Here is a 22,163-nt window from a genome sequence, read left to right as displayed (position 1 = left end):
GGTCAGAAGGTGAAGTCTTGCAGGGCGTCGGGCATGGCCTGGGCCATGACTTCAGCCTCGTGCGCGGCGTAGCGCTGGGCATCCCACAGTTCAAAATGGCTGCCCATGCCCAGCAACATCACTTCCTTGCTCAAACCGGCGGCGGCGCGCAGTTCTGGCGAGACCAGGAAGCGCGAAGCGCCGTCGATCTCGACGTCCATGGCGTTGCCCAAGAAGATGCGCTTCCAGCCGGAGGCGGACATGGGCAAGGCGGCGACCTTGTCGCGGAAGGTTTCCCACGCAGGACGCGGGAACACCATCAGGCAGCCCTCAGGGTGCTTGGTCAGGGTGAGCTGCCCTTCACACAGCGCCTGCAAGACGTCACGATGCCGCGCAGGCACGGCCAACCGTCCCTTCGCATCCAACGCCAACGCTGAGGCACCCTGAAAGACCAGACTCACACAAAACTCCACAAAAGTGCACTAAATCCCACTTTAACCGATCACCTCCCCCGAAACAAGGGGAGAAGTGAAAAAATCTTCAATGAAATCAAAGACTTAGGAAGCTTTTGAGAGACAAGGCTCAGAAAAAAAGTCCTTATGAAATAAGGACTTGCAGAGGGGTGTGGAAGTGAAGAATGAAGAATTTCCCCAGAATGGGTGGGGTTTCCACGTTCTGACACACATTGGGGCTTGTTCGGCCGAATCGATGTTTTCTAAGATGCGACGGCCCGTTCAACGGGACCCGCTCCACAACCACTGAGGAATTTGCCATGCTGAACAAACTCGCTTCATCCACCTTGGCCTGCCTGGTGCTGAGCGGCACCGCCCTGGCCCAATCGGGCCCCATCATCAGCCCGAATCTCTTTTCCAGTCACTACATCGTGACGCGCCCTGATCTGCGCAAATGCGCCTATCCGGTGTGCGGAGGCTATTTCGTCAAGGCCGTGAACCGCGCCTTGACGCGCTGTGCCAATGGCAGCCTGCAAAAGGATTGCCATGTGGCGACCCTGGATGACCGCGCCCTGGGCTGGTCGAGCGAAGACCGAGCCGCCTTTGAGCAATCGTTCCTTCCTGGCCAGGCGCTGGCCGGCGGCAAATTGATGGCCGTGAGCAGCGGCGCCACCAAAGTCGACACCCTGGTGCTCAGCCAAGCCTGGGTGGGCCAAGCCCAAAGCAAACCAACTGGCGTGTTTTACGCCTTGAAGAACAACGGCACCGTGTGCATCACCACCCCCTGCCCCTCCATCCAGGAGACGGTGCTCAATTACCCCATCAGCCGCAACATCCACGGACTGGACCTGAGCACCTCCGGAGCCAAACCGGACCGGGTGGATGCCGGCTTGCAGGCCTTGGGCGGCACGGGCCTGCTGGCGGCGGGCGACCACAAGACCATCACCGGGCCTGCTGGCAAAGGCCAGCAACTGGTGGCCACCGAGTTCTATTTGCCGTTCACGCCGGCCAAGGCGCGCTGAGCGCCTTGGCCGGCGAAGGGCAGTTATCCCGTCAGAAAAACTGGCGGGGTTTCACCCACACCGTGGGTTTTCCAACCCCCAGAATCAAGGGGGCCACCCACCCCAGGTGCGGTTTTTGGCGGAAAACCCTTTGGAAAACTGCTTGGTCTCTTTGTCAGACTACATGAATGCATTAACCGATTCTTGATAACCGGATCGCGTTTTTTGCTACCGATTCCCTGACAGACCCTGGAGAGACCATGAATTACACCTTTTTGCGCCAATCGGCCATGACCCTGCCGCTGGCCGCTTTGACCATCGCCATGACGGCCGCCCACGCCGCGCCCACCGTGGGCCCCGCTGGCATCGCCTTCTACACCGCCCCGTCGTCCGCCACGAGCGGCGTCCATGGTGACCTGATTTCCTACCGCACCACCACGGTCAACCTGGGCGCCAACGCCCCGGCCACCAAGGCCTGGGCCGTGATGTACAAATCGACCGACTCCCTGGGCGCTGCCAATGTGGTCACGGGCACTGTGCTGGTGCCCACCACCGCCTGGAGCGGCACGGGCACACGCCCCACCGTCTCCTACGCCGTCGGCACACACGGTCTGGCCCAAAATTGCGCACCTTCGCTGCAAATGGTGGGTGGCAGTGACTACGAGGCCGCCAACATCGCCGCCGCCTTGAAAGCCGGCTACGCCGTGCTGGTGTCCGACTACCAGGGCTACACGACAGGCAGCACGCCGACCTACCTGGCCGGCGCTTCGCAAGGCAATGCTGTGCTGGACATCGTGCGCGCCGCCACCCAGATCCCGTTTGGCGGCATCAGCGCCACCACGCAAACCGCCGTTTGGGGTTACTCGCAGGGTGGCCAAAGCGCCGCCTGGGCTGCCCAACGCCACGCCAGCTACGCACCCACCGTGAACCTGGTGGGCGTGGCCGCCGGCGGTGTTCCCGCCGACTTCCTGCGCACGGCCAAGTACCTCGACGGCAGCGCAGGTGCTTCCTTCCTGTTCGGCGGCGTGATTGGCCTGGCCCAACAGTACCCCACCGCCATCCCGCTGGACACCCTGGCCAACGCTGCGGGCCAAGCTGCGATCGCCAAGGGCAAGACGCAGTGCGTGTTCGAGTCCCTGTTCGAGCTGATGAACGACAACTTGTCCGAGTACACGACGGGCAACCAGACGCTGGACCAGTTGACGGCCATCCCCGCCATCAACGCCACCCTGAAAGCGCAAGATCTGGGCGGCGACAAGGTCTCTGTGCCGCTGTACCAGTACCACGGCAAGGCTGACGAGTTCATCCCGATCGACCAAGCCGTCGTGCTCAAGAAGGCTTACTGCAGCAAGTTCTCGAACGTCAGTTTTGACGTGTACCCCAGCGAGCACATCGTGACCCAATTCCAGGCCGCACCGACCGTGCTGACTTGGCTGGGCGAGCGCTTCGCGGGCAAGGCTGCCACCAGCACCTGCAACACCTTGTCGGCCGAGCCACAATCCACCGCCAACCCAGGTGGCGGCAACTTCGTGGTCACGCTGGACAAATGGCCACTGACCGCCACCGTGGGCCTGAAGACCCTGGCACAAACCGTGACCTTGCCGGCGACGTCGACCTTCTCGGCCAACGCCGACATCACGGCCAAGCGCCTGACGGGTGACCTGGTCGTGCCCGACTTCAAGCAATCGCTGAAGATCCTGGGCATTGGCTCGGCCGTCGGTCTGCGGATCACGCCCGTGGGTCAAGCCACAGGTACTGTCGCTCTGGACAACAACGGTCAGCTGAACATTGACGGCGTCGTCTACGCCGACATCACCGTGACATCACTGTCGGGCATCTCGTTCGGCGAGTGCAAGACCGTCACGCCAGTGGCCTTCCCCATCAAGTTCACAGGCCCCGTCTCGTCGCTGGGCAATGGTGGACTGAGCTTCACTGGCACGACGACTTTCCCGCAGATCAAGGGTTGTGGCATCTCGGCCATCCTGTCGGCCTTCATGTCCGGCCCTGGCCAGACCTACTCGTTCGCCGTGAAGCCTCCTGCTCCCGTGAAGTATTGATCTCTTGACGACCTCTTGCTGACTTAGCCGTCGGCCCTGGCCCCTCCGTGATGGAGGGGCTTTTTTTTGGGGCTCATGCCGATTTGACGGCCGACAGCAAGCGGCGAATGGTTTGCAGCAACTGCGGCGTTTCCACCGGCTTGACCAGGCGCTCCCGGAAACCGGCTTGCAGGGCACGGGCCAGGTCCGACTCGGCGCCGTAGCCCGTCACCGCGATCAGGGGAATGTGGCGCGTGCGCTCGTCCGCTTGCAAGCGGCTGGCCAGCTCGTAGCCATCCATCGAGGGCAAGCCGATGTCGAGCATGGCCAACTCGGGCACAAACTCGTCCAGCACGGCCAAGGCGGCCAGGCCATCGTGCGCAGTGCGAACTTCGTAGCCCACGTCGCGTAAAACGAGCGCGACGGTTTCAGCGGCATCCTGGTTGTCGTCGACCACCAGGATGCGCTCCTGGCCTTGCAGGGCCGCATCACGCACATCGTCCGCCTGCGACCAGGCGATGATGGCATCCAGAGGCAACAAGCTGATCGTGAAGGTGCTGCCCAGACCAGGCCCCGGGCTGACCACGCTCACGCGACCACCGTGCAACTGCACCATGGTCTTGACGATGGCCAGGCCCAGCCCCAATCCGCCCGATCCGCGGTGGATGGCCTGCTTGCCTTGCGTGAAAAGGTCAAACACCTGTGGCAGCAACTCTGGTGCGATGCCATTGCCCTCGTCGCGAACCGACAGCTCCACGGCATCCGGGCCTTGGGACAAGCTCACCTCGATCAGGCCATCGGGCGGGGTGAACTTGGCGGCGTTGCTGAGCAGGTTACCCACCACCTGCACCAGGCGGATCCAGTCCCCCCAGACCATCACGGGCCGCTCAGGCATGTTGAATTGAACTGGCCGCGCGCGCGAATCCAGCAATGGCTTTGTGAGCTCCACGGCCTGGTCCACCACGGCTTTCAGATCCACCGCCTCGCGCCGCAGCTCGATCTTGCCCTGGGTGATGCGCGAGACATCCAGCAGGTCGTCCACCAGCCGGACCATGTGCTTGACCTGGCGCTCGATGATGCGCCTTTCGAACTCGTGGGCGTGCGCATCGCGGCGCGACATCAGGTGCAGCGCGGTGACGATGGGCGACAGCGGATTGCGCAACTCGTGGCCCAGCATGGCCAGGAACTCGTCCTTGGCCTGGTTGGCCGTTTGCGCCTGCAGCATCGCCGACTGGGCCTCGGCGTGGGCCACCCGTTCGGCGGCGAGCAGGCGTTCGCGCTCGGCCTCGCTGTGGGCGCGCTGATGGGCGGCGTCAAACAAGGCATCGCCCACCTCCTGGATCTCGCTGATGTCGCCTTGAGGCACCTGCACCGCCTGACCCATGCCCAGCGCCTGCGCCGCGTCACGCAATTGCCCCATCGGCTCGTTGATGCGCCGGGCCATGGCCAAGGCGGCCACCAGGCCAATCACCACCGACAGAACCACCCCGCCGCCATAGGCCAGCAGCGATTGGGTGGCGCCCACGGCCATCTCGCTGGCGGGCACAGCGACCGACACCGTCCAGCCGAACTCGCGCTGGTGCGTGAACGCGGTGTAGACGTCTTCGCTTTCCAGGGTGTGGGTGGGCCCGATGCCTTCGGAGCCGCCTTTGGCGAGCAACACCTGCAAGGTGGGCGATGGCGGCGAGCCGAGGAATTTTTCGTGGGCACGTGAACGGGCCACGCGCTTGCTCTGGGCATCCCACACCGACACCAACCAGTTGGGAGGCACCTGCTGGCGTTCGATCAAGGCCCTCAAGGCCTCTGGTTGCAACACGGCGGTCAACACGAAGAGCAATTGGCCATCGCGCATGACCGGCACGCGCACCGGCACGCCCCAACGGTCCCCATAGCCCTTGGTGAGGTAACCCACGACGGGCTGGCGGTTGTCCACCAACCATTGAAAACTGCGCGGCTCGGCGGTTTTGAGCTCGGACAGTGCCTGCGCAGACGGCTGCGGTTTGCCCAAGGCCACCACCGCGCCATCCGGCCGGGCCAGCATGATTTGCAGCCATTCGGGCCGAGTTTTCAGAACCTCGCGGGCCACGGCCTCGAAGCTGGGGGCATCAAGCTGCGGGCCCAAGCCCGTTGTCGTGGCCAAAGTTTCAAGGGCTGAAATGCTGAGGCGCAACTCACCGCCCACGGCAATGCTCAGGGCGCGTGCCAGATCAATGCTGGCACGCTCGGCTTGCAAACGTTGCTGGGTGACCAGCGCCTGCAAGCCGATGCCCGAAGCCACGGCCAGGGGCAAGATGGCCCCCAGGGCCAGCAAAAAGAGGCGTCGCTGAAGCGGAACGCGGCGTGCCGGGTCGACCGGGGGCATGGAAAGTGGCTTGGAAGGGTCGTGACAACTGTGTGCACGCATGATAGTCAACTTTGCATCGGCCCGGCTGAACCACAATGCACCACGGGCACTCTAATTGCCCACCGAAGCACTCATCCCATGGGAAACCAACGCTGACATGAATTCACCACTGCGCCAGACCCTGATCTGGCTGATGTTGGCCACCACGGCCCTGGCCGTCGCGGCGGCCGTGTTCGTGGGCTACCAGGTCACGCAGGCGCCCGCCGTCACCGAACTCAAAACCACCCAGGTGCCGCAACCCAGCGTGATCCTGTCGGCCGATGGCAAGACCATCGGGCGCTTCCAGGAGCAAAGGCTGCAGCCCGTGACGCTGGCCCAGGTCTCGCCCTATGTGACGCAAGCCCTGATCGCCACCGAGGACCACCGCTTCCGCGAACACCACGGCGTGGACTGGCTGCGCAGCATCAAGGCCATTTTTCGCACGGCCACCGGCCGCATGGAAGGCGGCTCCACCCTCACGCAGCAACTGGTGCGCAATCTTTTCCCGGAAGACATTGGCCGATCGCGCAACTTGGGCCGCAAGGTCAAGGAAATCGTCACCGCGCTGCGCATCGAGCGCATCTACACCAAGGACCAGATCCTGGAGGCCTACCTCAACACGGTGCCTTTTTTGTACAACGCCGTGGGCATCGAGGCCGCCGCCCACACCTATTTCGACAAGCCCGCCATCGAGCTGGACGCGGCCGAAAGTGCCACGCTGGTCGGCATGCTGAAAGGCACCAACTACTACAACCCGGTTCTGCACCCTCAGCGCGCCAAGGCCCGGCGCAACCTGGTGCTGGCGCAGATGCTCAAGCGGGGCGTGCTGTCACAAGCAGATCACGACGCGGCCAGGCAGGAAGACCTTCAAGTCAGCCTCACCCACCAGGCGGTGGACCTGGACCTGGCGCCGCACTTCGCCGCCCAGGTGCGCCGGTGGCTGGACGATTGGGCCGACCAGAACGACCGCGACCTGTCGCGCGAAGGGCTGATCATCCACACCACGCTCGATTCGCGCCTGCAGGAAGCCGCCGTGAAAGCCGTGGAGCGCCAAACTGAATCCCTGCAGCATGTGGCCGACGTGGAGTGGAGCGCGGCAGCGATGCCGGTCGTCTCCCGCTCGCTGGACAGTTACGCGCAAGCCAGCAAGGCCAAGGCCTTTGAGCACTTCTGGCGCCAACACCCCAAGCTGCTGGCCGAGGCCGCGCGCCGAACGCCCGACTACCGCAAGCTGGTCAAATCGGGCCAGCCCCCGGCCCAGGCCTTGAAGACCGTGATGGGCGATGCCGAGTTGATGGCCAAGGTGCGTGCCGACAAGACCCGCCTTGAAGCCGGCTTCGTGGCCATGGACCCGCGCAGCGGCGCGATCAAGGCCTGGGTGGGCAGCCGCGACTTTGGCGATGAGCAGTTCGACCACGTGGGCCAGGCCGCGCGCCAGCCGGGCTCCACCTTCAAGCCCATCGTGTATGCGGCCGCCCTGGAGGCCGGCATCCTGCCCACCCGCACCTACGTGGACACGCCCATTGAAGTTCGCCTGGGCAATGGCAAGGTCTGGCGACCCACCGACATGTCGGGCAGCACGGGCGAGTCCATGACCATGTGGCAAGGCCTGGTCTTGTCCAAGAACACCATCACCACGCAGGTGATGCAGGACGCCGGCCTGCCGCGCATCACCGCCCTGGCCAAGACCATGGGCATCACCGACAGCAAGTTGGACCCCGTGCCCTCGATGGCCCTGGGCACCAGCCCCGTCACCCTGCTGGAGATGGCCACGGTGTATGCCACCATCGCCAGCGGTGGCGAGCACAAGCAGCCCTACTTCGTCGAACGCATCACCGACAAGCAGGGCAAGGAGGTGGCGGTCTTCGGCCCCAACAAAGTGGACCGTGCCCTGAGCGTGGACACCGTCAACAACCTGATCGACATGATGCGCGGCGTGGTCACCTACGGCACCGGCACCATGCTGCGCACGCGCTTTGTGCCCGAAGGGGATCTGGCCGGCAAGACCGGCACCACGCAGAACAACACCGATGGCTGGTTCATGGTGATGCACCCGCAGCTGGTGACCGGCGCCTGGGTGGGTTTCAACGACCAGCACGTCACCATGCGCGGCAGTTATTGGGGCCAGGGTGGGCACAGTGCCTTGCTGCTGGTGGGCGACTTCTTGCGCACCGCTTTCAAGCAAAAACTGATGGATGTCCAGGCCTCGTTCCCCAGCCCAAGGCGCCCTCCGGTGACCGGGAACGGTGAATGGAGCCCCACCAACGACGAGGTCGATGAAAGCGCGCCACTGCTGGATTCGGAAGGCAACCCGATCACGGCCGATCCGGCCGGCGAGCAGCCGCGCAACCCCGCCATGGACGAGGGCGAGGCCGACACGGACGCCCCCAAGACCTCGGACGAATTGGACCAACTGGTGAACAGGCTCGGACGCTCGTCGGACAACCGGCCGGCCATCAGTCCGCCACCCTTTCCAGAGCGGCCCCAGGAGCCTGCCAGGCCCTGACAGCGATGGGCCTGATGCCCAAACTTGCAGAGGCGGCTTGGTGACTGTATATTTATACAGTGATTATCCAGCAAAAACTCACCATCCTGGCCGACGCCGCCAAGTACGACGCCTCGTGTTCGTCCAGCGGCACCAGCCAGCGTGATTCGGTCAGCGGGCGCGGCATCGGCTCGACCGAAGGCGCCGGCATTTGCCACAGCTACGCGCCCGATGGCCGCTGCATCTCGCTGCTCAAGATCCTGCTGACCAACTATTGCCAGTACGACTGCCTGTACTGCGTCAACCGCGTGACCAGCAATGTGCCGCGCGCCCGCTTCACTGTCGACGAAGTGGTGCGGCTCACACTGGATTTTTACCGCCGCAATTGCATCGAGGGCCTGTTCCTCAGCTCAGGCATCATCCGCAACCCTGACTACACGATGGAGCAGGTGGTGCAGGTGGCCCGCGTGCTGCGCGAAGAGCACGATTTCCGCGGCTACATCCACCTCAAGACCATCCCCGATGCCAGCCCCGAATTGCTGGCCCAGGCGGGCCGGTTCGCCGACCGCCTGAGCATCAACATCGAGCTGCCCACGGTCGAAGGCCTGCAAACCCTGGCCCCTGAGAAAGATGGCGCCGCCATCCGCCGGTCCATGGCGCGCCTGCGCGTGCACATCGACGAGGCCAAGGAGGCTTCAGCGCCCTCGCCCATCATTTCGCGGCCACGCTCGGCACCGCTGGTGGCCTTGCCACCGCGCTTCGCGCCCGGCGGCCAAAGCACCCAGATGATCGTGGGTGCTGACGCCACCAGCGACCGGGCCATCCTGGGCACCAGCGCCACGCTCTACGGTTCATACCAGTTGCGCCGCGTGTACTACTCGGCCTTCAGCCCCATCCCCGACGCGCCACGTGCCCTGCCTTCGCAAGCGCCGCCCCTGATGCGCGAACACCGCCTTTACCAGGCCGACTGGCTGATGCGCTTTTACGGCTTCGCGCACGACGAGATCGTGCCGCCAGGCGACGGCATGCTGTCGCTCGATCTCGATCCCAAACTGGCCTGGGCGCTGGCACACCGCGAACGCTTCCCTGTCGACCTGAACCGTGCGCCGCGCGAGATGCTGCTGCGCGTGCCCGGCCTGGGCGTCAAGACCATCGAGCGCCTGCTGCAGACCCGCCGAGCACGCCGAGTGCGTTGCAGCGATCTGGCGGTGCTGCGCGTTTCGCTCAAGAAAGTGCTGCCCTTCGTCATCGTGGCCGACCACCACCCCGGCCGCCGCCTCGATGCACTCGACCTGGCCCAGCAACTGCGGACCCAACCCCCGTTGCAAACCGACCTGTTCAACCCCGCGACATGCTGAGCCGCACCACCGAGCTGGCCAGCCCCACCGACCTGGCTGGTTTCAGGCAGGCCGCGCGCCACCTGCTGGCAGCGCAAGTCCCGCCCGAAGCCGTGACCTGGACACTGGCCTATGCCCGCGACGGCGACCTGTTCGCGCAAGACATCACGGCGCCGGCTCAGACCACGCCCTGCCCGCCGCCCCAGGTGCCTGCCTTCTTCCCGCCCTTGTGCCAGACCGCCATCCTGCACCGCGAGCCCCGCCGTTTCGCCTTGATGTACCGGCTGCTGTGGCGCCTCCAGCACCAGCCGCAGTTGCGCCACGACACCCTCGACCCCGACCGTAGCGCGCTGGAAGACCTGGCCCGCGTCGTGCGCCGCGACATGCACAAGATGACCGCCTTCGTGCGCTTTCGCCCGGTGGCCGATGGGCAGGGGCCCACGCCATTGCACATCGCCTGGTTCGAGCCTGACCACCACATCGTCGAAGCCACCGCGCCGTTCTTTCAGCGCCGCTTCACCAACATGCGCTGGGCCATCCTCACGCCCGACCGCTGCGTGCAGTGGGATGGCACCCGGCTCACTTTCCAGCCTGGGGCGCATCGCGACGACGCGCCGCCGGCCGATGCCGGCGAACCGCTGTGGCTCACCTATTACGAGCACATCTTCAACCCGGCGCGGCTCAAGGTGAAGATGATGGAGCGCGAGATGCCCCGGCGCTATTGGCACAATTTGCCCGAGGCCGCCCTGATCGCGCCGCTCGTGGCGGCGGCCCACCAACGCAGCGGCGCCATGATCGAACAAGGCCCCCAAGACATGGCCAAACGCTTGCCCAAGTCCCTGCCTCTGAAGGTGTCCGCGCCCGGCCCTGAACACCACATGGCCGAGTCGCGCGCCACGATGAGCTTGCCGCAACTGCGCGCCGCCTGCCAGCATTGCCGCGACTGCCCCATCGGCGAACACGCCACCCAGGCCGTCTTCGGCGAAGGCCCGGCGCACGCGGCGCTGATGGTGGTGGGCGAACAACCTGGCGACCAGGAAGACCTGCGAGGCCACCCTTTCGTCGGCCCGGCCGGCCAGTTGTTCAACCGCGCGGTGGCCGAGCTCGGCTGGGACCGGCAGCAGTTCTACGTCACCAACGCGGTCAAGCACTTCAAGTACGAGGTGCGCGGCAAACGCCGCATGCACAAGACCGCCTCGCAGGCCGAGGCCGATGCCTGCCTGCCCTGGCTGCAAGCCGAGATCGCCCAGGTCAAGCCCAAGGCCATCATTGCGCTGGGCGCCACCGCCGCACGCCAGCTGATGGGCCGGCCCGTGTCCGTCACCAAAATGCATGGCCAGTGGCTGCGCCGCGACGAAGATGGTCTGCCGGTGCTCATCACCCTGCACCCCTCCGCCTTGCTACGCGCGCAGGACGACGCCCGTGCTGCTGCCTACAAACAATGGCTGGCCGATCTGAGCCACGCCACCGAGCACATCCCCGCTTGAGCTGGCGCTGTAGGCCGCAGCCTACGCCCGCGCTTCCGCTTCACCGATGGACGGCGTCACCCTGCCCTCCGACACTGAAGGCCTGTCCCTGCAGTCATGATCGGATTCAGCCATGCTGAAGCAATGGTTCAAGCTTGTGGCCCTGCTGGGCCTGTTGGCCGCCCTGGCTGGCTGCTCGGCCACCCGTGCCATCAATGCCCTGGTGCCCAGTGACACCTACCGGCTCACGCCTGATGTGGCCTATGGCCCGCAAGCGCGCCAGTTGCTGGATGTGTACCAGCCCAAGGGTGAACCGCCCGAAGGCGGCTTCCCGGTGGTGGTGTTTTTGTATGGCGGCAACTGGCACATGGGCGAACGCCACCAGTACCGCTTCATGGGCGAAGCCCTGGCCGCCCACGGTATGGTCGCCATGGTGGCCGACTACCGCCTTTATCCGCAAGTCAGCTACCCCGATTTCCTGCCCGACTGCGCCAAAGCCGTGGCCTACGCCCTGAGCGAATCCGCGCGCTTCAGTGGCAACCCACGCCGCGTGGTCGTCATGGGCCACAGCGCCGGCGCCTACAACGCCGCGATGATCGCGCTGGACCCACGCTGGCTGGACCAGCAAGGCCACCGCGTGTCGGAGCTCGCCGGCTGGGTGGGCCTGGCGGGGCCTTATGACTTCATCCCCATCATCAACCCACAAACGCGCGAAACCTTCGGCCACCCCAACGTGCCGCTGGAGTCGCAACCCATCGAGCATGTCAGCGCCAAAGCGCCCCGCACCTTTTTAGGCGTGGCCAAGGAAGACAAGGAAGTCGATCCCAAACGCAACAGCGCGCGCCTGGCCGAGCGGCTGCAAGCCGCGGGCGTGCCGGTGGAGTTCAAGCGCTATGACCACGTGGGCCACGTGTCCCTGGTGGGCTCTTTCGCGCAACCCTTGCGGTGGTTGTCACCCGCCCTCAAAGACGTGAGCGCCTTTGTCAAAGGCTTGCCGCCAGTGCCCGCCAAAAATCATGTGAACGTCACACCCGACGCGGGACCACCATCTTGACCACCAGCACCTGCACCGCATCGCCGTGCTGGTTGAGCGTTTCACCGCGCACCGTCATCATCCCCTGCTGAGGTTTGGAACGCGAGGGGGTGATCGACACCACCTCGCTTTCCACGCGCAGCACATCGCCCGGGCGGGTCGGCTTGGGCCAGCTGATGTCGCCGCCGGCGCCGATGAGCCCGCCTTCCACCGGCATCCCGCCTTGCACCATCAGCCGCATGGTGATGGCCGCGGTGTGCCAGCCACTGGCCGCCAGGCCGCGGAACAAGGTGGATTGGGCCGCGTCATCGTCCAGGTGAAACGGCTGCGGATCGAACTGCGACGCGAAGGCCTTGATCTGCGCCTCGTCGATCAGGTGCTCGCCGCTCACGAAGCGCTGGCCCACGGTGAAGTCGTCCAGGAAAAGGTTCTCGCTCATCGTCGTCTCTCTTCGATCACACGCGTTCCAGGATGGTGGCGATGCCTTGACCGCCACCAATGCATTGGGTGGACAAAGCATAGCGCCCGTTCTCGCGCACCAGCAAGGCCGCTGCCTTGCCGGTGATGCGCGCGCCCGTGGCGCCCAGCGGGTGGCCAATCGCCAGGCCACCACCGTCCAGGTTCACCGTGGCGGGGTTCAGGCCCAGGTCGCGGATGCAGGCCAGGGCTTGCGACCCGAAGGCCTCGTTGATCTCGACCACGTCCAGGTCGGCCACTTGCAACCCCGCACGGGCCAGGGCCTTGCGTGTGGCCGGGACCGGACCGATGCCCATCACGGCCGGGTCCACGCCCACCGAGGCAAAAGACTTGATGCGGGCCGTGGCCTTCAGGCCATGCCGAGCCGCGAACTCATCGCTGGTCACCAGCACCACCGAGGCGCCATCGGTCAGCGGCGACGAGGTGCCCGCCGTGACCACGCCCGTGGGGCGGAACACCGGACGCAGCGCGGCCAAGGCCTCCAATGACGTTGAAGGCCGGATGCAACCATCGGCCTCGATCAGCTCGCCCGAGGCCGTGCGGATGGCGATGATCTCGTCCTTCAAACGCCCGCCTTCACGCGCGGCGGCGGCCTTCTGGTGCGACTGCATGGCCAGCAACTCCTGATCGGCACGCGCCACGTTCCAGCGCTCGGCCACGTTCTCGGCCGTCTCGCCCATGGTGATGTAGGCGTCCGAATGCTCGAACAACTCGGGGCTGGGTGAGAAGTTGAAGCCCCCCTGCGGCACCATCGTCATCGACTCCACGCCCACGCACAAGAAGGCCTCGCCCATGCCTGCCTCGATCTGCGCGGCCGCGATGTGGATGGCCTGCATGGACGAGCCGCAGAAGCGGTTCACCGTCATGCCCGGCACCTCGTGCGGCAAGCCGGCCAGCAGCCCCACGATGCGCGCCAGGTTGTTGCCTTGCGAAGACTCGGGATAAGCGCAACCCAGGATCACGTCCTCCAGCAAGGCCGGGTCCAGGTCGGTGCGTTGCAGCAGCCCCTGGACCACCTGGGCGGCCAGGTCGTCGGGGCGCACCTTGGCCAGCGCGCCCTTGTTGGCGAAGTGGAAGGGTGAGCGGGCGTAGCCAGCGATGACGGCTTTCATGACAATCTCCTTCTACCATCCAGTAGGTAGTTTTCAGGGGCAAAAAAAGGGCTGGCCTATTCCGGCAAGCCCAACAGCGCAAAGGCGGGCGCCACCGCTTGGTCAAAATCCGTGGCCTGCCCAGTGGCCCGGGCGGCGATCAAGGCCCCCTGTCCCAAGGCGAAGACATGGGCTGCGATGCCATCGGGCGAGGCCACCTGGGGCATCAGCCGCAGTATGCCCGTCAACCACTGCACCTGCCCGGCGCGCAACTGGCGCACGGCCTCGCGCATCTCTTCGTTCATGCAATCCCATCCGGGCACCACAGAACCGGCGGGGCAGACGCGCGAACCCGCGCCCAGGCCATTGCGCAGCATCTTGAAGTAGGACTTCAGTTGGCGCTCAGGGGGGCCTTCGCGGGTCGCGGCCCAATCGCGGAAACCTTGCGTGGCCTCCACCAGCACCGCCACACCCAGCGACTCTTTCGAGGGGAAGTGGTGGTACAGGCTGGCTTTGCGGATGCCCACGCGCTCGGCGATATCCTGGAAGCTGAAGCCCAGGTAGGAGCGCGTCTGCATCAATTCACGCGCCACTTGAAGGATGTGGCTGCGGGTGCTGACTTCGGCGGTGAGGGTGGGGGCGCTCATGACTACCTACCATAAGGTAGTTTAAAAGCTTTGTCAAGGAGGCGACGAAGCGACACCTGTCACGTGCACAGCCAAGCCGCCCAACTGCTTCGATGCCTCAACCTGCACCTCCAGGCGGTGCGCCTGGGCAATGCGCTGAACAATGGACCAGCCCAGTCCACTGCCACTTTCCTGGTTGCCCGGCACCCTGAAAAACCGTTCACCCAGGCGTTGGCGATCGGCCTCGGCCAAGCCAGGACCACTGTCCTCCACGCTCAGCACCACGCGCCCGGCCGCTTGACGCAAGGCCACGGCGACGCGTGCCGACGGCGGGCTGTACCGCACCGCGTTGTCGACCAGGTTGCGCAGCAACACCGCCAGCAGCGTCTCATTGCCGGGCAGAAAGCAGGGTTCGGGCGACTCAAACTCCAAGATCTGGTGCTTGCCCAGCGCCTTGGGGGCCAGTTCGGCCAACACGCTTTGGGTCAATGCGCGCAGCTCCACCACCTCAAGCGCCGTGGCATCGGCCGCCTCCAAGCGGGACAAGGTCAGCAACTGATCCACCAGGCGGGTGGCCCGGTCACAACCCTGAACGGTGTTGAGCAGCGCATGACGCCGAGCCAGCTCGTCGGCCTCGGCCAAGGCCACCTGCGCCTGGGCTCGGATCGCGGCGATCGGGGTGCGCAGCTCGTGGGCAGCGTCCGCGGTGAAGCGTCGTTCCGAGGCCAGCAGTTGGTCGATGCGCGCGAACAAGGCGTTCAAGGCTTCGATCATCGGCAACATCTCCAGCGTCGCCCCCGCCACCGCCACGGGATGCAGGGCCTGCGGCTCGCGCTGCGCCAGCACCAGGCCCAAACGGCGCATGGGCGACACGCCCAGACGCACAGCCCACCACACCGCCAACGCCAACAGCGGCAGCGCCACGGCCATGGGCCACAAGGTGCTGCGCAAAACGGCCCACAGGATCTCCAAACGCGAGCTCATCTGCTCACCCACGTAGACCCGCACATCCTGCTCACCGCCCTCGGCGGCGAAGACCCGCCAGCTCAGGCCATCGATCTGCACGGTGTCAAAACCCGTGCGGAAGGACTGCCCTGGCGCCGCCAGGGGCACGGCGGGCGCGTTGGCCGAACGCAGCGCCAGGCGCCCCTCATGGAACACCTGGAAGGCCACTTTGGGCGCATAGCGGTGCAAGGTGGGTGCGTCAAGGTCATGGCGATCGTCTTCGATCTCGCCTTGCTGCTGCACCACCAGCAAGGCCGCGGCCTGCGCCAGGTGGCCATCGAGCAACTCCTCCAGCTCATGACGCGCGTCAAACCAGGTGATGACCGCGGTGCTCAGCCACACGGCCACGACCATCCCCAGCACCCACGCCAACAAACGCCCCTGGATGGAACGCGGTGCGCTGATCATGGCGAGGTGGGCGCTTCGCGCAGCAACAAGTAGCCCACGCCCCGCACGGTCTGGATCAGACTGCTGCCCAGCTTGCGGCGCAGGTGGTGGATGTGGACTTCGACCGCATTGCTGTCGACCTCATGCCCCCAGCTGTAGAGGTGCTGCTCGATCTGCTCGCGAGACAGCACCCGGCCCGCGTTGAGCATCAAAGCCTGCAGCAAGTCGAACTCGCGCGTCGACAAGGTGACCAAGGTGCCCGCCTGCCTCACCGTGCGGGCGGCCGGGTCCAGCACCACGTCCTGGGCCTGCAGACATTCCTGAGGCTGGCCATGGGCACGGCGCACCAGGGCGCGCAGGCGGGCCGCCAGCTCTTGCAGGTCCACCGGCTTGACCACGTAGTCGTCGGCCCCCACGTCCAGCCCCTGGATGCGGTCGGGCACCGCGTCACGCGCGGTCAGCACCAGCACCGGCGCCGAGATGCCATCACGGCGAACCGCGGCCAGCACCGCCAAGCCGTCCTTCAAGGGCAAGCCCAGGTCCAGCACGGCCACCGCGTAGGCCTGGGTGCGCAGCTCGCGCTCGGCAGCCAGGCCATCTCGCACCCAATCGACCTGGAAGCCCAGTTGCCGCAGGCCAGCCTGCAAGCCATCGCCCAGCAGGGGGTCATCCTCGGCAAGCAGAAGGCGCATGGCACAGGGGGCTTTCAATCGTCGTCATGGTCGGCCTGGCGCTCATGGTGGGACAGGGTTGGGTTGGCGTCGGAGGGAGAAGCACCGGGTGCCCCGTTCCATTGCCAGAGCCAGAATGCCACAACCGCGCCGACCAGGGCGAGTGCCAGCCAACCATGGTTGCGCGGAGCCACATCGGCGCCGGGGCCTGGCCCGCGGCCGGTGAGCATGGGCAAGGCCTGGTTCTGGCGACGCCACAGGCTCAGCAGCACAATCAGCCCGATATGCAGCAGCACGACGGCCAGCAGGGCATTGCCGAAGAACTCATGCACCTCCTCCAGCCATTCGCCGCCCCATTCGTCCCACACGGCATAGCCGCTCAAGGTCAAAGGCAGGATCAGGCTCAGGATGAGCGCCACCGCCAAGGCCATCAGCACGTTTTGCCCCAAACGGGCGTTGGTGGGCGCGGCCAGCCAGGTGGGCAGGCTGCGCAGCTTGCGCCACAGCACCGACAAGCGCACCTGGCGTGGCCCGAACAGCCCCCACAGCAAGCGGGCCACCAACAGACCGCCCAGGGTGTAGCCCAGCGCGACGTGCACCAGGCGCCAACGCTCGCCATCGGCGGTGAGGTAAGCGCCGGTGAAGCTCAGCGCCATCAACCAGTGCAAGGCGCGGGTGGTGGCATCCACCATGCGCCGACGGGCGGGCGCGGTGGTGGGCCGGGAAGAACTCAATGGCGTGGTGGTCATGATGGTCTCACTTGGGGATGCGGATTCGGTCTTCGTCGAATTCGCCCCGGTTGGCGCCCGCATGGCAGGCCATGCAGTTGGCCGGGCTCTTGATGGCAGGGCGGCGCCAGGTGGCCGCGGGCACCTCGTCGTGCTCCCTCAGGAACCAGGCCGAGCGCGTGATGCGGTCTTGCGCTGGCTCCTCGCGCACGCGGCGGTGGCTGCCCGCATTCGCCGTGAGCCAGTCGGCCAATTGCTTGACCGTGGCCGGGTCCAGCGAGGCATCGGTGCCGAAGTGCTTGGGCAGGCCGTTCATCAAGCGCCGCCACGACGCCGCTGGCAGCATCCCCGGCGGGTAGGCCAGGTGGCAAGCGGCGCATTCCTGCTGGTACTTGGGCAACAAGGGAACGCGCTTCATGCGTTCGCCGTCGTCGTCGGCGATGGCCGCTTGCAGGCAACACAGGGCGATGAGCAGCCCCCACAGAACTCGGATTGACGTCATGATTTCTCCTGGTCAGGGTTTGAGCGTGATCAACCAGCCCAGCACATCCGCTTTTTCAGCGGCGCTGCATTCGCGGCCCAGCACATCGTTGCAATTGCGGCGAAACCACTTCTCGGTCTTGGCCGGGTCCGTGAAGCGTTCCGGATTGAAGGCAGGGGCCAGTGGCTGGATGACCTTGCCGGTCGAGGCATGCCGTGCGGCCTGGGTGGGCACGGCGCCATGGCACGAGGCGCAACTCCATTCACGCCCGTGGCGGGCCGTGAAAAACGCCTGCCCGCGACTGGGCACGGCCGGTGCCCCCGCCTGGGCGGTGTAGCCGGCCAGTTGATCGGCGGGCGTGGCCGCCAGCGCCGGATTCATGACCAGGCACGCCGCCACCCCGGCCGCGCAGGCGGTCATCAGTACACGGAAGGGCATCTGGAACGCAGCGGACAAGTTCATGGGTGACTCCTTGGAACTCATGATGCCGGCGGCGTCTTAGGGCTTTCTTAAGCCATGGCTAAGATGCGCCCATGAACTTCAATGACCTTGCCGACGACTCCGAAGACGACCAGCACAGCCCGGCGGAGCGCGCCGCCGCGGCCTCGCGCAGCACCTGGGTCAGCGTGGGCGTCAACCTGGTGCTCACCACGGCCCAGATCGCGGTCGGCATCCTGGCCAAGTCCCAGGGCCTGATCGCCGATGGCGTGCATTCGCTGTCCGACCTGGTGGCCGATTTCGTCGTGCTGTTCGCCAACCACCACAGCCAGAAAGACGCCGACGAAGACCACCCCTATGGCCACCAGCGTTTCGAAACCGCCGCCTCATTGATCCTCGGAGCCTTGCTGCTGGCCGTGGGCGTGGGCATGCTGTGGTCCGCCGCCCTCAAGCTGCAGTCACCCGAGACGGTGCAGACCGTGCACGTGGTGGCGCTGTGGGCAGCGGGCGCAGCCCTCATCGCCAAGGAGCTGCTGTTCCGCTACATGCTGGCGGTGGCCAAACGCGTCAAATCCAGCATGCTGGTGGCCAATGCCTGGCACGCCCGCTCGGACGCGGCCTCTTCGCTGGTCGTGGGGCTGGGCATCGTGGGCAACCTGGCCGGCTACCCCATCCTGGACCCGATCGCCGCGCTCATCGTCGGCTTCATGGTGGCGCGCATGGGGTGGGGTTTCGGCTGGGACGCCTTGCATGACCTGGTCGACCGCTCGGTGGACGAGGCCGAAGTGCAGGCCATCCGCCAGACCCTGATGGACACGCCCGGCGTGAGCAATGTCCACGATGTGCGCACCCGCAAGATGGGCGACATGATCATCGTGGACGCGCACATCGAGGTCGATGCCCTGATCACCGTGGAAGCCGGCCACGACATCGCCGTTGAAGCCCGCCAGCGGGTGCTGCAACGCCACCGCGTGCTCAACCTGATGACCCATGTGGACCCCTGGCGCCGCCCTGACCTGGACCACCCCGCGCTTGAAACCGCGCCCGGCGGCCCCAACTGCTGAGCCAGACCCGCCAGGCCGAAGGAGGCCCCCTTGCCCATGCTCATCGTCACCGTCCTGGGCCTCATGCTGGTTGCGTGGTTCATCGGACAACCTTGGCTGACCGAGCAACGTCGGCGCCGATGGCGCGCCCAGCCCTTTCCGCCCGCCTGGCGCGCCATCCTGAAAAAGCGCGTGCCCTACCTGCGCGCCTTGCCAGCCGACCTGCAGCTTCAGCTCAAGCAACACATCCAGGTCTTCGTGGCTGAAAAGGCCTTCATCGGGTGCGCGGGGCTGGTCATCACCGACGAGATCCGCATCACCATCGCCGCGCAGGCCTGCCTGCTCATCCTCAACCGGCCCCACACCGACTACTACCCCGAGCTGCGCCAGATCCTGGTCTACCCCGGCGCCTTCATCGTCGACAAGGTGCACACCGATGAGACCGGCGTGCTGCAAGACCACCAGCGGCAGGTGTTGTCGGGCGAGTCGTGGTCGCAGGGCCAGGTGATCCTGTCGTGGCAGGACACGGTGGAGGGCGCCGCGATCCCGGACGATGCAAACAACGTGGTCATCCACGAATTCGCGCATCAACTCGATCAGGAAACAGGCCTGGCCAACGGTGCGCCCAACCTGCCTGGCCCCGCACGCTACCGGCGCTGGTCGCGCGTCATGCACGAAGCCTTTGAAGAGTTGCAAAACCAGGCCGACCGCGGCGAGGCCTCGCTGTTCGACCACTATGGCGCCACCAATCCCGCCGAGTTTTTCGCGGTGGCCTCCGAGACCTTTTTTGAACGCCCCCACCCTTTGGCCGAGCAGCACCCCACCCTGTACCATGAGCTGTGCGACTTCTACCGCGTCAACCCCTTGAGCTGGTGATGGATTGGGCCCTCGAACTCCAAGGCAGCGAAGTGCAGTTCACCGAGGTGCTGGGCGAGCACCTGTGCCTGCGTTTTTCAGCCGCGCTGGTGCGCCAAGGCAGCAACGCTCTTCATGCCGAAGTAGGCCATGTCAAAGGCGTGGAGTTGCGGCTCATGCAAGCCATGTGGGTCGGCGAGCTTGCGCTGTGCACCGGGGCGCTGTCAGACAGCTTGGTGATCGTGGACGGTGTGGTGCGCCGCGAGCTGCCCGTGGGCTGGTCAGCCCATGGTGACATCCAGGCCGAGCTCAACTTCCGATCTGGCACGACGCTGACGGTGTCGGCCCAAGCCGTGCATTGCGAGGCCCCCGCCGATCCCCACTTCCAGACCTCGTACGCCTGTTAAGGCGGACATTCAGTACGGGCGCTTGGCCGGCAGCTCGATGCGTTCCTGGTCATCGCCCGGCACGCTCTTGAACAGGCCGTTCTCCCAATCCTGGGCGGCCTGCGTGATGCGCTCTTTCTGGCTGGACGCGAAGTTCCACCACATGAAGCGGTGGCCATCCAAAGGCGCTCCGCCAATGATCACCAGGCGCACTTCGGTGTCGGCGCCATTGGCCAGCACACCGCCGTCATCCAGCACCACCATGGTGTGGGCCGCCACCACCTCGCCATCGAGGGTCAAAGCCTGGTCCACGGCGTAGAGCGCCGCCTCTTCGGCCAGCTTGGGCAAGGTCAGGCTTTGCCCGGCCGCCAACCTGATGTCCAGGTACAGGGTGGGCGACAAAGGCTGCACCGGCGAAGTCACGCCCCAGGCCGACCCCACCAGCACGCGGATGGCCGCGCCTTGCTCCGTCACCTCGGGGATGTCGGCGGCGGGGGTGTGGGCAAAGGTGGGCGCGGATTCCTCGCGCGCTTGCGGCAGGGCCACCCACAACTGCAAACCATGTGTGCGGCGGTCCGCGTGTTTCAAGTCATCGGGGGTGCGCTCGGAGTGGACGATGCCGCGCCCCGCGCTCATCCAGTTGATGGCGCCCGGCTCGATGCGCTGCACCGTGCCCAGGCTGTCGCGGTGCATCATGGCGCCCTCGTACAGGTAGGTGACCGTGGCCAACCCGATGTGTGGGTGCGGCCGCACATCGCTGTTCATGCTGGGTGTCTGCACCACCGGTCCAAAGTGGTCAAAGAAGATGAACGGCCCGACCGACTGCCGCGCTGCCGCCGGCAACATGCGGCGTACCACGAAGCCGCCACCCAGATCGGTCTGGTGGCCTGTCAATGTCAGTGTGATTCCCATGGCACTTGTTCCCTCAATCCAGTTCTCATTGTGACCTGACTCGGCAAAAAAAATGACCCGGCCAGGTTGCCCTGGCCGGGTCAGAGTCAAAGCTCAATCAGAAAGCTTGTCGCCGATCAGCGGGGCGAACCCACGGCTTCGATGATCACGCGGCGATCAGGTGCCAGGCACTCGATCAGCTTCTTGTTCTTGCTGTTGTCCTTGCCTTGGCAATCGGTGCCGGTCACGGGCTGGCTTTCACCACGGCCTTCGATGTAGACGCGGTCAGCCGGCACACCCTGGCCCACCAGGAAGTCCTTGACGGACTGCGCACGGCGTTCCGACAGCTTCTGGTTGTATGCCTCGGAACCGATGCGGTCGGTGTGACCCACGGCCACCACGGCTTCCAGATTCAGCGTCTTCACCTTCTCGGCAAAGTCGGTGAGCTTTTCCTTGCCTGAGGCCGACAAAGCGGACTTGTCGAACTGGAACAAGGCATCGGCCGGGATCGTCACCTTTTGCGAGGTGGGCACAGGGGCCGGCGGCGGGGCCACGGGCTCAGGCGGCGGCGTCACCACCGCCACAGGCTTGGGCTCGCAAACTGCTTTGGGCATCAGGGGCTTGTCGCAAATGCAACCGGCGGGGAACTCGCTGCCTTCCACGGGCGTGCTCTGGGCCAGCTCCACCGACCAGTAACCGGTGCGCCAGCACTCACCCGTCGAATTGCGCACGATCATCCGCTGCGAATCGAGCAGGTAAGGTGTATTGGTGGACGCGGGCGGTACCGTGATCGACGGCAAGCTCTGTGCGCGGGCACCGTTCGTTGCACCAAACGCGGCACACACCACCAGTGCAGCCACCATCAATTTGCGATTCATGATCAATTCCTTTCAACACTAAAAACCGAGACAT

21 protein-coding genes are annotated in these 22,163 nt (G+C 65.5%); 9 read left to right on the top strand and 12 right to left on the bottom strand.

The annotated features are described in order from the left end of the window. Positions 1-2: 2 nt before the first annotated feature. A complete protein-coding gene (gene mraZ, locus LQ232_RS10795) occupies positions 3-434 on the bottom strand; it encodes a division/cell wall cluster transcriptional repressor MraZ (protein ID WP_230180713.1) in 432 nt (143 codons plus the stop codon). Between the two features lie 317 nt (positions 435-751). Here mraZ and LQ232_RS10790 point away from each other — a divergent pair, with 317 nt between their 5' ends. Next, complete coding sequence (locus LQ232_RS10790) at positions 752-1,453, top strand: DUF6748 domain-containing protein (protein WP_230180321.1); 702 nt, start codon at positions 752-754, stop codon at positions 1,451-1,453. Between the two features lie 239 nt (positions 1,454-1,692). Continuing rightward, positions 1,693-3,489, top strand: coding sequence for a lipase family protein (locus LQ232_RS10785; RefSeq protein ID WP_230180320.1), 1,797 nt, complete (start codon positions 1,693-1,695; stop codon positions 3,487-3,489). Positions 3,490-3,562: 73 nt separating this feature from the next. Here LQ232_RS10785 and LQ232_RS10780 read toward each other — a convergent pair whose 3' ends face one another. Next, complete coding sequence (locus tag LQ232_RS10780) at positions 3,563-5,830, bottom strand: ATP-binding protein (protein WP_230180319.1); 2,268 nt, start codon at positions 5,828-5,830, stop codon at positions 3,563-3,565. A gap of 139 nt (positions 5,831-5,969) precedes the next feature. On the opposite strand from LQ232_RS10780, the gene LQ232_RS10775 reads away from it, so the two are divergent. The 4 genes from LQ232_RS10775 to LQ232_RS10760 all read left to right on the top strand — a co-directional run bounded on the left by LQ232_RS10775 (position 5,970) and on the right by LQ232_RS10760 (position 12,193). Next, positions 5,970-8,357 carry a penicillin-binding protein 1A gene (locus tag LQ232_RS10775; protein WP_230180318.1) on the top strand — a complete coding sequence of 796 codons (2,388 nt, stop codon included), beginning with the start codon at positions 5,970-5,972 and terminating at the stop codon, positions 8,355-8,357. Positions 8,358-8,416: 59 nt separating this feature from the next. Then, the gene (locus LQ232_RS10770) at positions 8,417-9,694 is read left to right on the top strand and encodes a putative DNA modification/repair radical SAM protein (RefSeq protein WP_230180317.1); all 1,278 of its coding nucleotides are present in this window, start codon (positions 8,417-8,419) and stop codon (positions 9,692-9,694) included. Then, a complete protein-coding gene (locus LQ232_RS10765; protein WP_230180316.1) occupies positions 9,688-11,160 on the top strand; it encodes a UdgX family uracil-DNA binding protein in 1,473 nt (490 codons plus the stop codon). The genes LQ232_RS10770 and LQ232_RS10765 overlap by 7 nt, the downstream gene beginning before the upstream one ends. A gap of 112 nt (positions 11,161-11,272) precedes the next feature. Then, complete coding sequence (locus LQ232_RS10760; RefSeq protein WP_230180315.1) at positions 11,273-12,193, top strand: alpha/beta hydrolase; 921 nt, start codon at positions 11,273-11,275, stop codon at positions 12,191-12,193. On the opposite strand, the gene LQ232_RS10755 is transcribed toward LQ232_RS10760, so the two are convergent. Genes LQ232_RS10755 through LQ232_RS10720 form a run of 8 tightly spaced genes read right to left on the bottom strand, consistent with a single transcriptional unit; the run spans position 12,165 to position 18,058 of the window. After that, complete coding sequence (locus tag LQ232_RS10755) at positions 12,165-12,611, bottom strand: MaoC family dehydratase (protein ID WP_230180314.1); 447 nt, start codon at positions 12,609-12,611, stop codon at positions 12,165-12,167. The two genes, LQ232_RS10760 and LQ232_RS10755, sit on opposite strands and share 29 nt — an antisense overlap. A gap of 16 nt (positions 12,612-12,627) precedes the next feature. Continuing rightward, on the bottom strand, positions 12,628-13,761 hold the full coding sequence (locus LQ232_RS10750; RefSeq protein WP_230180313.1) for a thiolase family protein: 1,134 nt from the start codon (positions 13,759-13,761) through the stop codon (positions 12,628-12,630). 56 nt (positions 13,762-13,817) lie between these two features. Further along, positions 13,818-14,387: a TetR/AcrR family transcriptional regulator gene (locus tag LQ232_RS10745; protein WP_230180312.1), complete on the bottom strand. Its 570-nt coding sequence runs from the start codon at positions 14,385-14,387 to the stop codon at positions 13,818-13,820. 33 nt (positions 14,388-14,420) lie between these two features. Next, complete coding sequence (locus tag LQ232_RS10740) at positions 14,421-15,776, bottom strand: ATP-binding protein (RefSeq protein ID WP_230180712.1); 1,356 nt, start codon at positions 15,774-15,776, stop codon at positions 14,421-14,423. Next, positions 15,776-16,450, bottom strand: a complete 675-nt coding sequence (locus tag LQ232_RS10735; RefSeq protein WP_230180311.1) for a winged helix-turn-helix domain-containing protein — start codon at positions 16,448-16,450, stop codon at positions 15,776-15,778. Before LQ232_RS10735 ends, LQ232_RS10740 begins: the two co-directional genes overlap by 1 nt. A gap of 14 nt (positions 16,451-16,464) precedes the next feature. Then, on the bottom strand, positions 16,465-17,178 hold the full coding sequence (locus LQ232_RS10730) for a cytochrome b/b6 domain-containing protein (RefSeq protein ID WP_230180310.1): 714 nt from the start codon (positions 17,176-17,178) through the stop codon (positions 16,465-16,467). A gap of 7 nt (positions 17,179-17,185) precedes the next feature. After that, entirely contained in the window at positions 17,186-17,659 is a 474-nt protein-coding gene (locus LQ232_RS10725) for a diheme cytochrome c (protein WP_230180309.1), read from the bottom strand. Between the two features lie 12 nt (positions 17,660-17,671). Further along, complete coding sequence (locus LQ232_RS10720) at positions 17,672-18,058, bottom strand: DUF1924 domain-containing protein (RefSeq protein WP_371820222.1); 387 nt, start codon at positions 18,056-18,058, stop codon at positions 17,672-17,674. Positions 18,059-18,171: 113 nt separating this feature from the next. Here LQ232_RS10720 and LQ232_RS10715 point away from each other — a divergent pair, with 113 nt between their 5' ends. From LQ232_RS10715 to LQ232_RS10705, 3 genes are read left to right on the top strand one after another with little or no spacing between them, the layout of a single operon-like run. After that, positions 18,172-19,140, top strand: coding sequence for a cation diffusion facilitator family transporter (locus LQ232_RS10715; RefSeq protein ID WP_230180308.1), 969 nt, complete (start codon positions 18,172-18,174; stop codon positions 19,138-19,140). A gap of 36 nt (positions 19,141-19,176) precedes the next feature. Beyond that, positions 19,177-19,995, top strand: a complete 819-nt coding sequence (locus LQ232_RS10710) for a zinc-dependent peptidase (RefSeq protein WP_230180710.1) — start codon at positions 19,177-19,179, stop codon at positions 19,993-19,995. Beyond that, positions 19,995-20,381, top strand: a complete 387-nt coding sequence (locus tag LQ232_RS10705; protein ID WP_230180307.1) for a hypothetical protein — start codon at positions 19,995-19,997, stop codon at positions 20,379-20,381. The genes LQ232_RS10710 and LQ232_RS10705 overlap by 1 nt, the downstream gene beginning before the upstream one ends. 9 nt (positions 20,382-20,390) lie before the next feature. Here LQ232_RS10705 and LQ232_RS10700 read toward each other — a convergent pair whose 3' ends face one another. Next, positions 20,391-21,272: a pirin family protein gene (locus tag LQ232_RS10700; RefSeq protein ID WP_230180306.1), complete on the bottom strand. Its 882-nt coding sequence runs from the start codon at positions 21,270-21,272 to the stop codon at positions 20,391-20,393. A gap of 116 nt (positions 21,273-21,388) precedes the next feature. After that, positions 21,389-22,129, bottom strand: a complete 741-nt coding sequence (locus LQ232_RS23605) for an OmpA family protein (protein WP_305878651.1) — start codon at positions 22,127-22,129, stop codon at positions 21,389-21,391. Positions 22,130-22,163: the final 34 nt, after the last annotated feature.

The sequence above is a fragment of the Aquabacterium sp. CECT 9606 genome (assembly GCF_918741295.1).
Classification (GTDB): Bacteria; Pseudomonadota; Gammaproteobacteria; order Burkholderiales; family Burkholderiaceae_C; genus Aquabacterium.
This window is presented reverse-complemented; position numbering and strand designations above follow the sequence as displayed.

Coding starts and splice junctions, on each gene's coding strand:
- LQ232_RS10790 (WP_230180321.1), top strand. CDS start 752: ATGCTGAACAAACTCGCTTCATCCACCTTGGCCTGCCTGGTGCTGAGC.
- LQ232_RS10785 (WP_230180320.1), top strand. CDS start 1,693: ATGAATTACACCTTTTTGCGCCAATCGGCCATGACCCTGCCGCTGGCC.
- LQ232_RS10780 (WP_230180319.1), bottom strand. CDS start 5,830: ATGCCCCCGGTCGACCCGGCACGCCGCGTTCCGCTTCAGCGACGCCTC.
- LQ232_RS10775 (WP_230180318.1), top strand. CDS start 5,970: ATGAATTCACCACTGCGCCAGACCCTGATCTGGCTGATGTTGGCCACC.
- LQ232_RS10765 (WP_230180316.1), top strand. CDS start 9,688: ATGCTGAGCCGCACCACCGAGCTGGCCAGCCCCACCGACCTGGCTGGT.
- LQ232_RS10760 (WP_230180315.1), top strand. CDS start 11,273: ATGCTGAAGCAATGGTTCAAGCTTGTGGCCCTGCTGGGCCTGTTGGCC.
- LQ232_RS10755 (WP_230180314.1), bottom strand. CDS start 12,611: ATGAGCGAGAACCTTTTCCTGGACGACTTCACCGTGGGCCAGCGCTTC.
- LQ232_RS10750 (WP_230180313.1), bottom strand. CDS start 13,761: ATGAAAGCCGTCATCGCTGGCTACGCCCGCTCACCCTTCCACTTCGCC.
- LQ232_RS10745 (WP_230180312.1), bottom strand. CDS start 14,387: ATGAGCGCCCCCACCCTCACCGCCGAAGTCAGCACCCGCAGCCACATC.
- LQ232_RS10735 (WP_230180311.1), bottom strand. CDS start 16,450: ATGCGCCTTCTGCTTGCCGAGGATGACCCCCTGCTGGGCGATGGCTTG.
- LQ232_RS10730 (WP_230180310.1), bottom strand. CDS start 17,178: ATGACCACCACGCCATTGAGTTCTTCCCGGCCCACCACCGCGCCCGCC.
- LQ232_RS10725 (WP_230180309.1), bottom strand. CDS start 17,659: ATGACGTCAATCCGAGTTCTGTGGGGGCTGCTCATCGCCCTGTGTTGC.
- LQ232_RS10720 (WP_371820222.1), bottom strand. CDS start 18,058: ATGACCGCCTGCGCGGCCGGGGTGGCGGCGTGCCTGGTCATGAATCCG.
- LQ232_RS10715 (WP_230180308.1), top strand. CDS start 18,172: ATGAACTTCAATGACCTTGCCGACGACTCCGAAGACGACCAGCACAGC.
- LQ232_RS10710 (WP_230180710.1), top strand. CDS start 19,177: ATGCTCATCGTCACCGTCCTGGGCCTCATGCTGGTTGCGTGGTTCATC.
- LQ232_RS10705 (WP_230180307.1), top strand. CDS start 19,995: ATGGATTGGGCCCTCGAACTCCAAGGCAGCGAAGTGCAGTTCACCGAG.
- LQ232_RS10700 (WP_230180306.1), bottom strand. CDS start 21,272: ATGGGAATCACACTGACATTGACAGGCCACCAGACCGATCTGGGTGGC.
- LQ232_RS23605 (WP_305878651.1), bottom strand. CDS start 22,129: ATGAATCGCAAATTGATGGTGGCTGCACTGGTGGTGTGTGCCGCGTTT.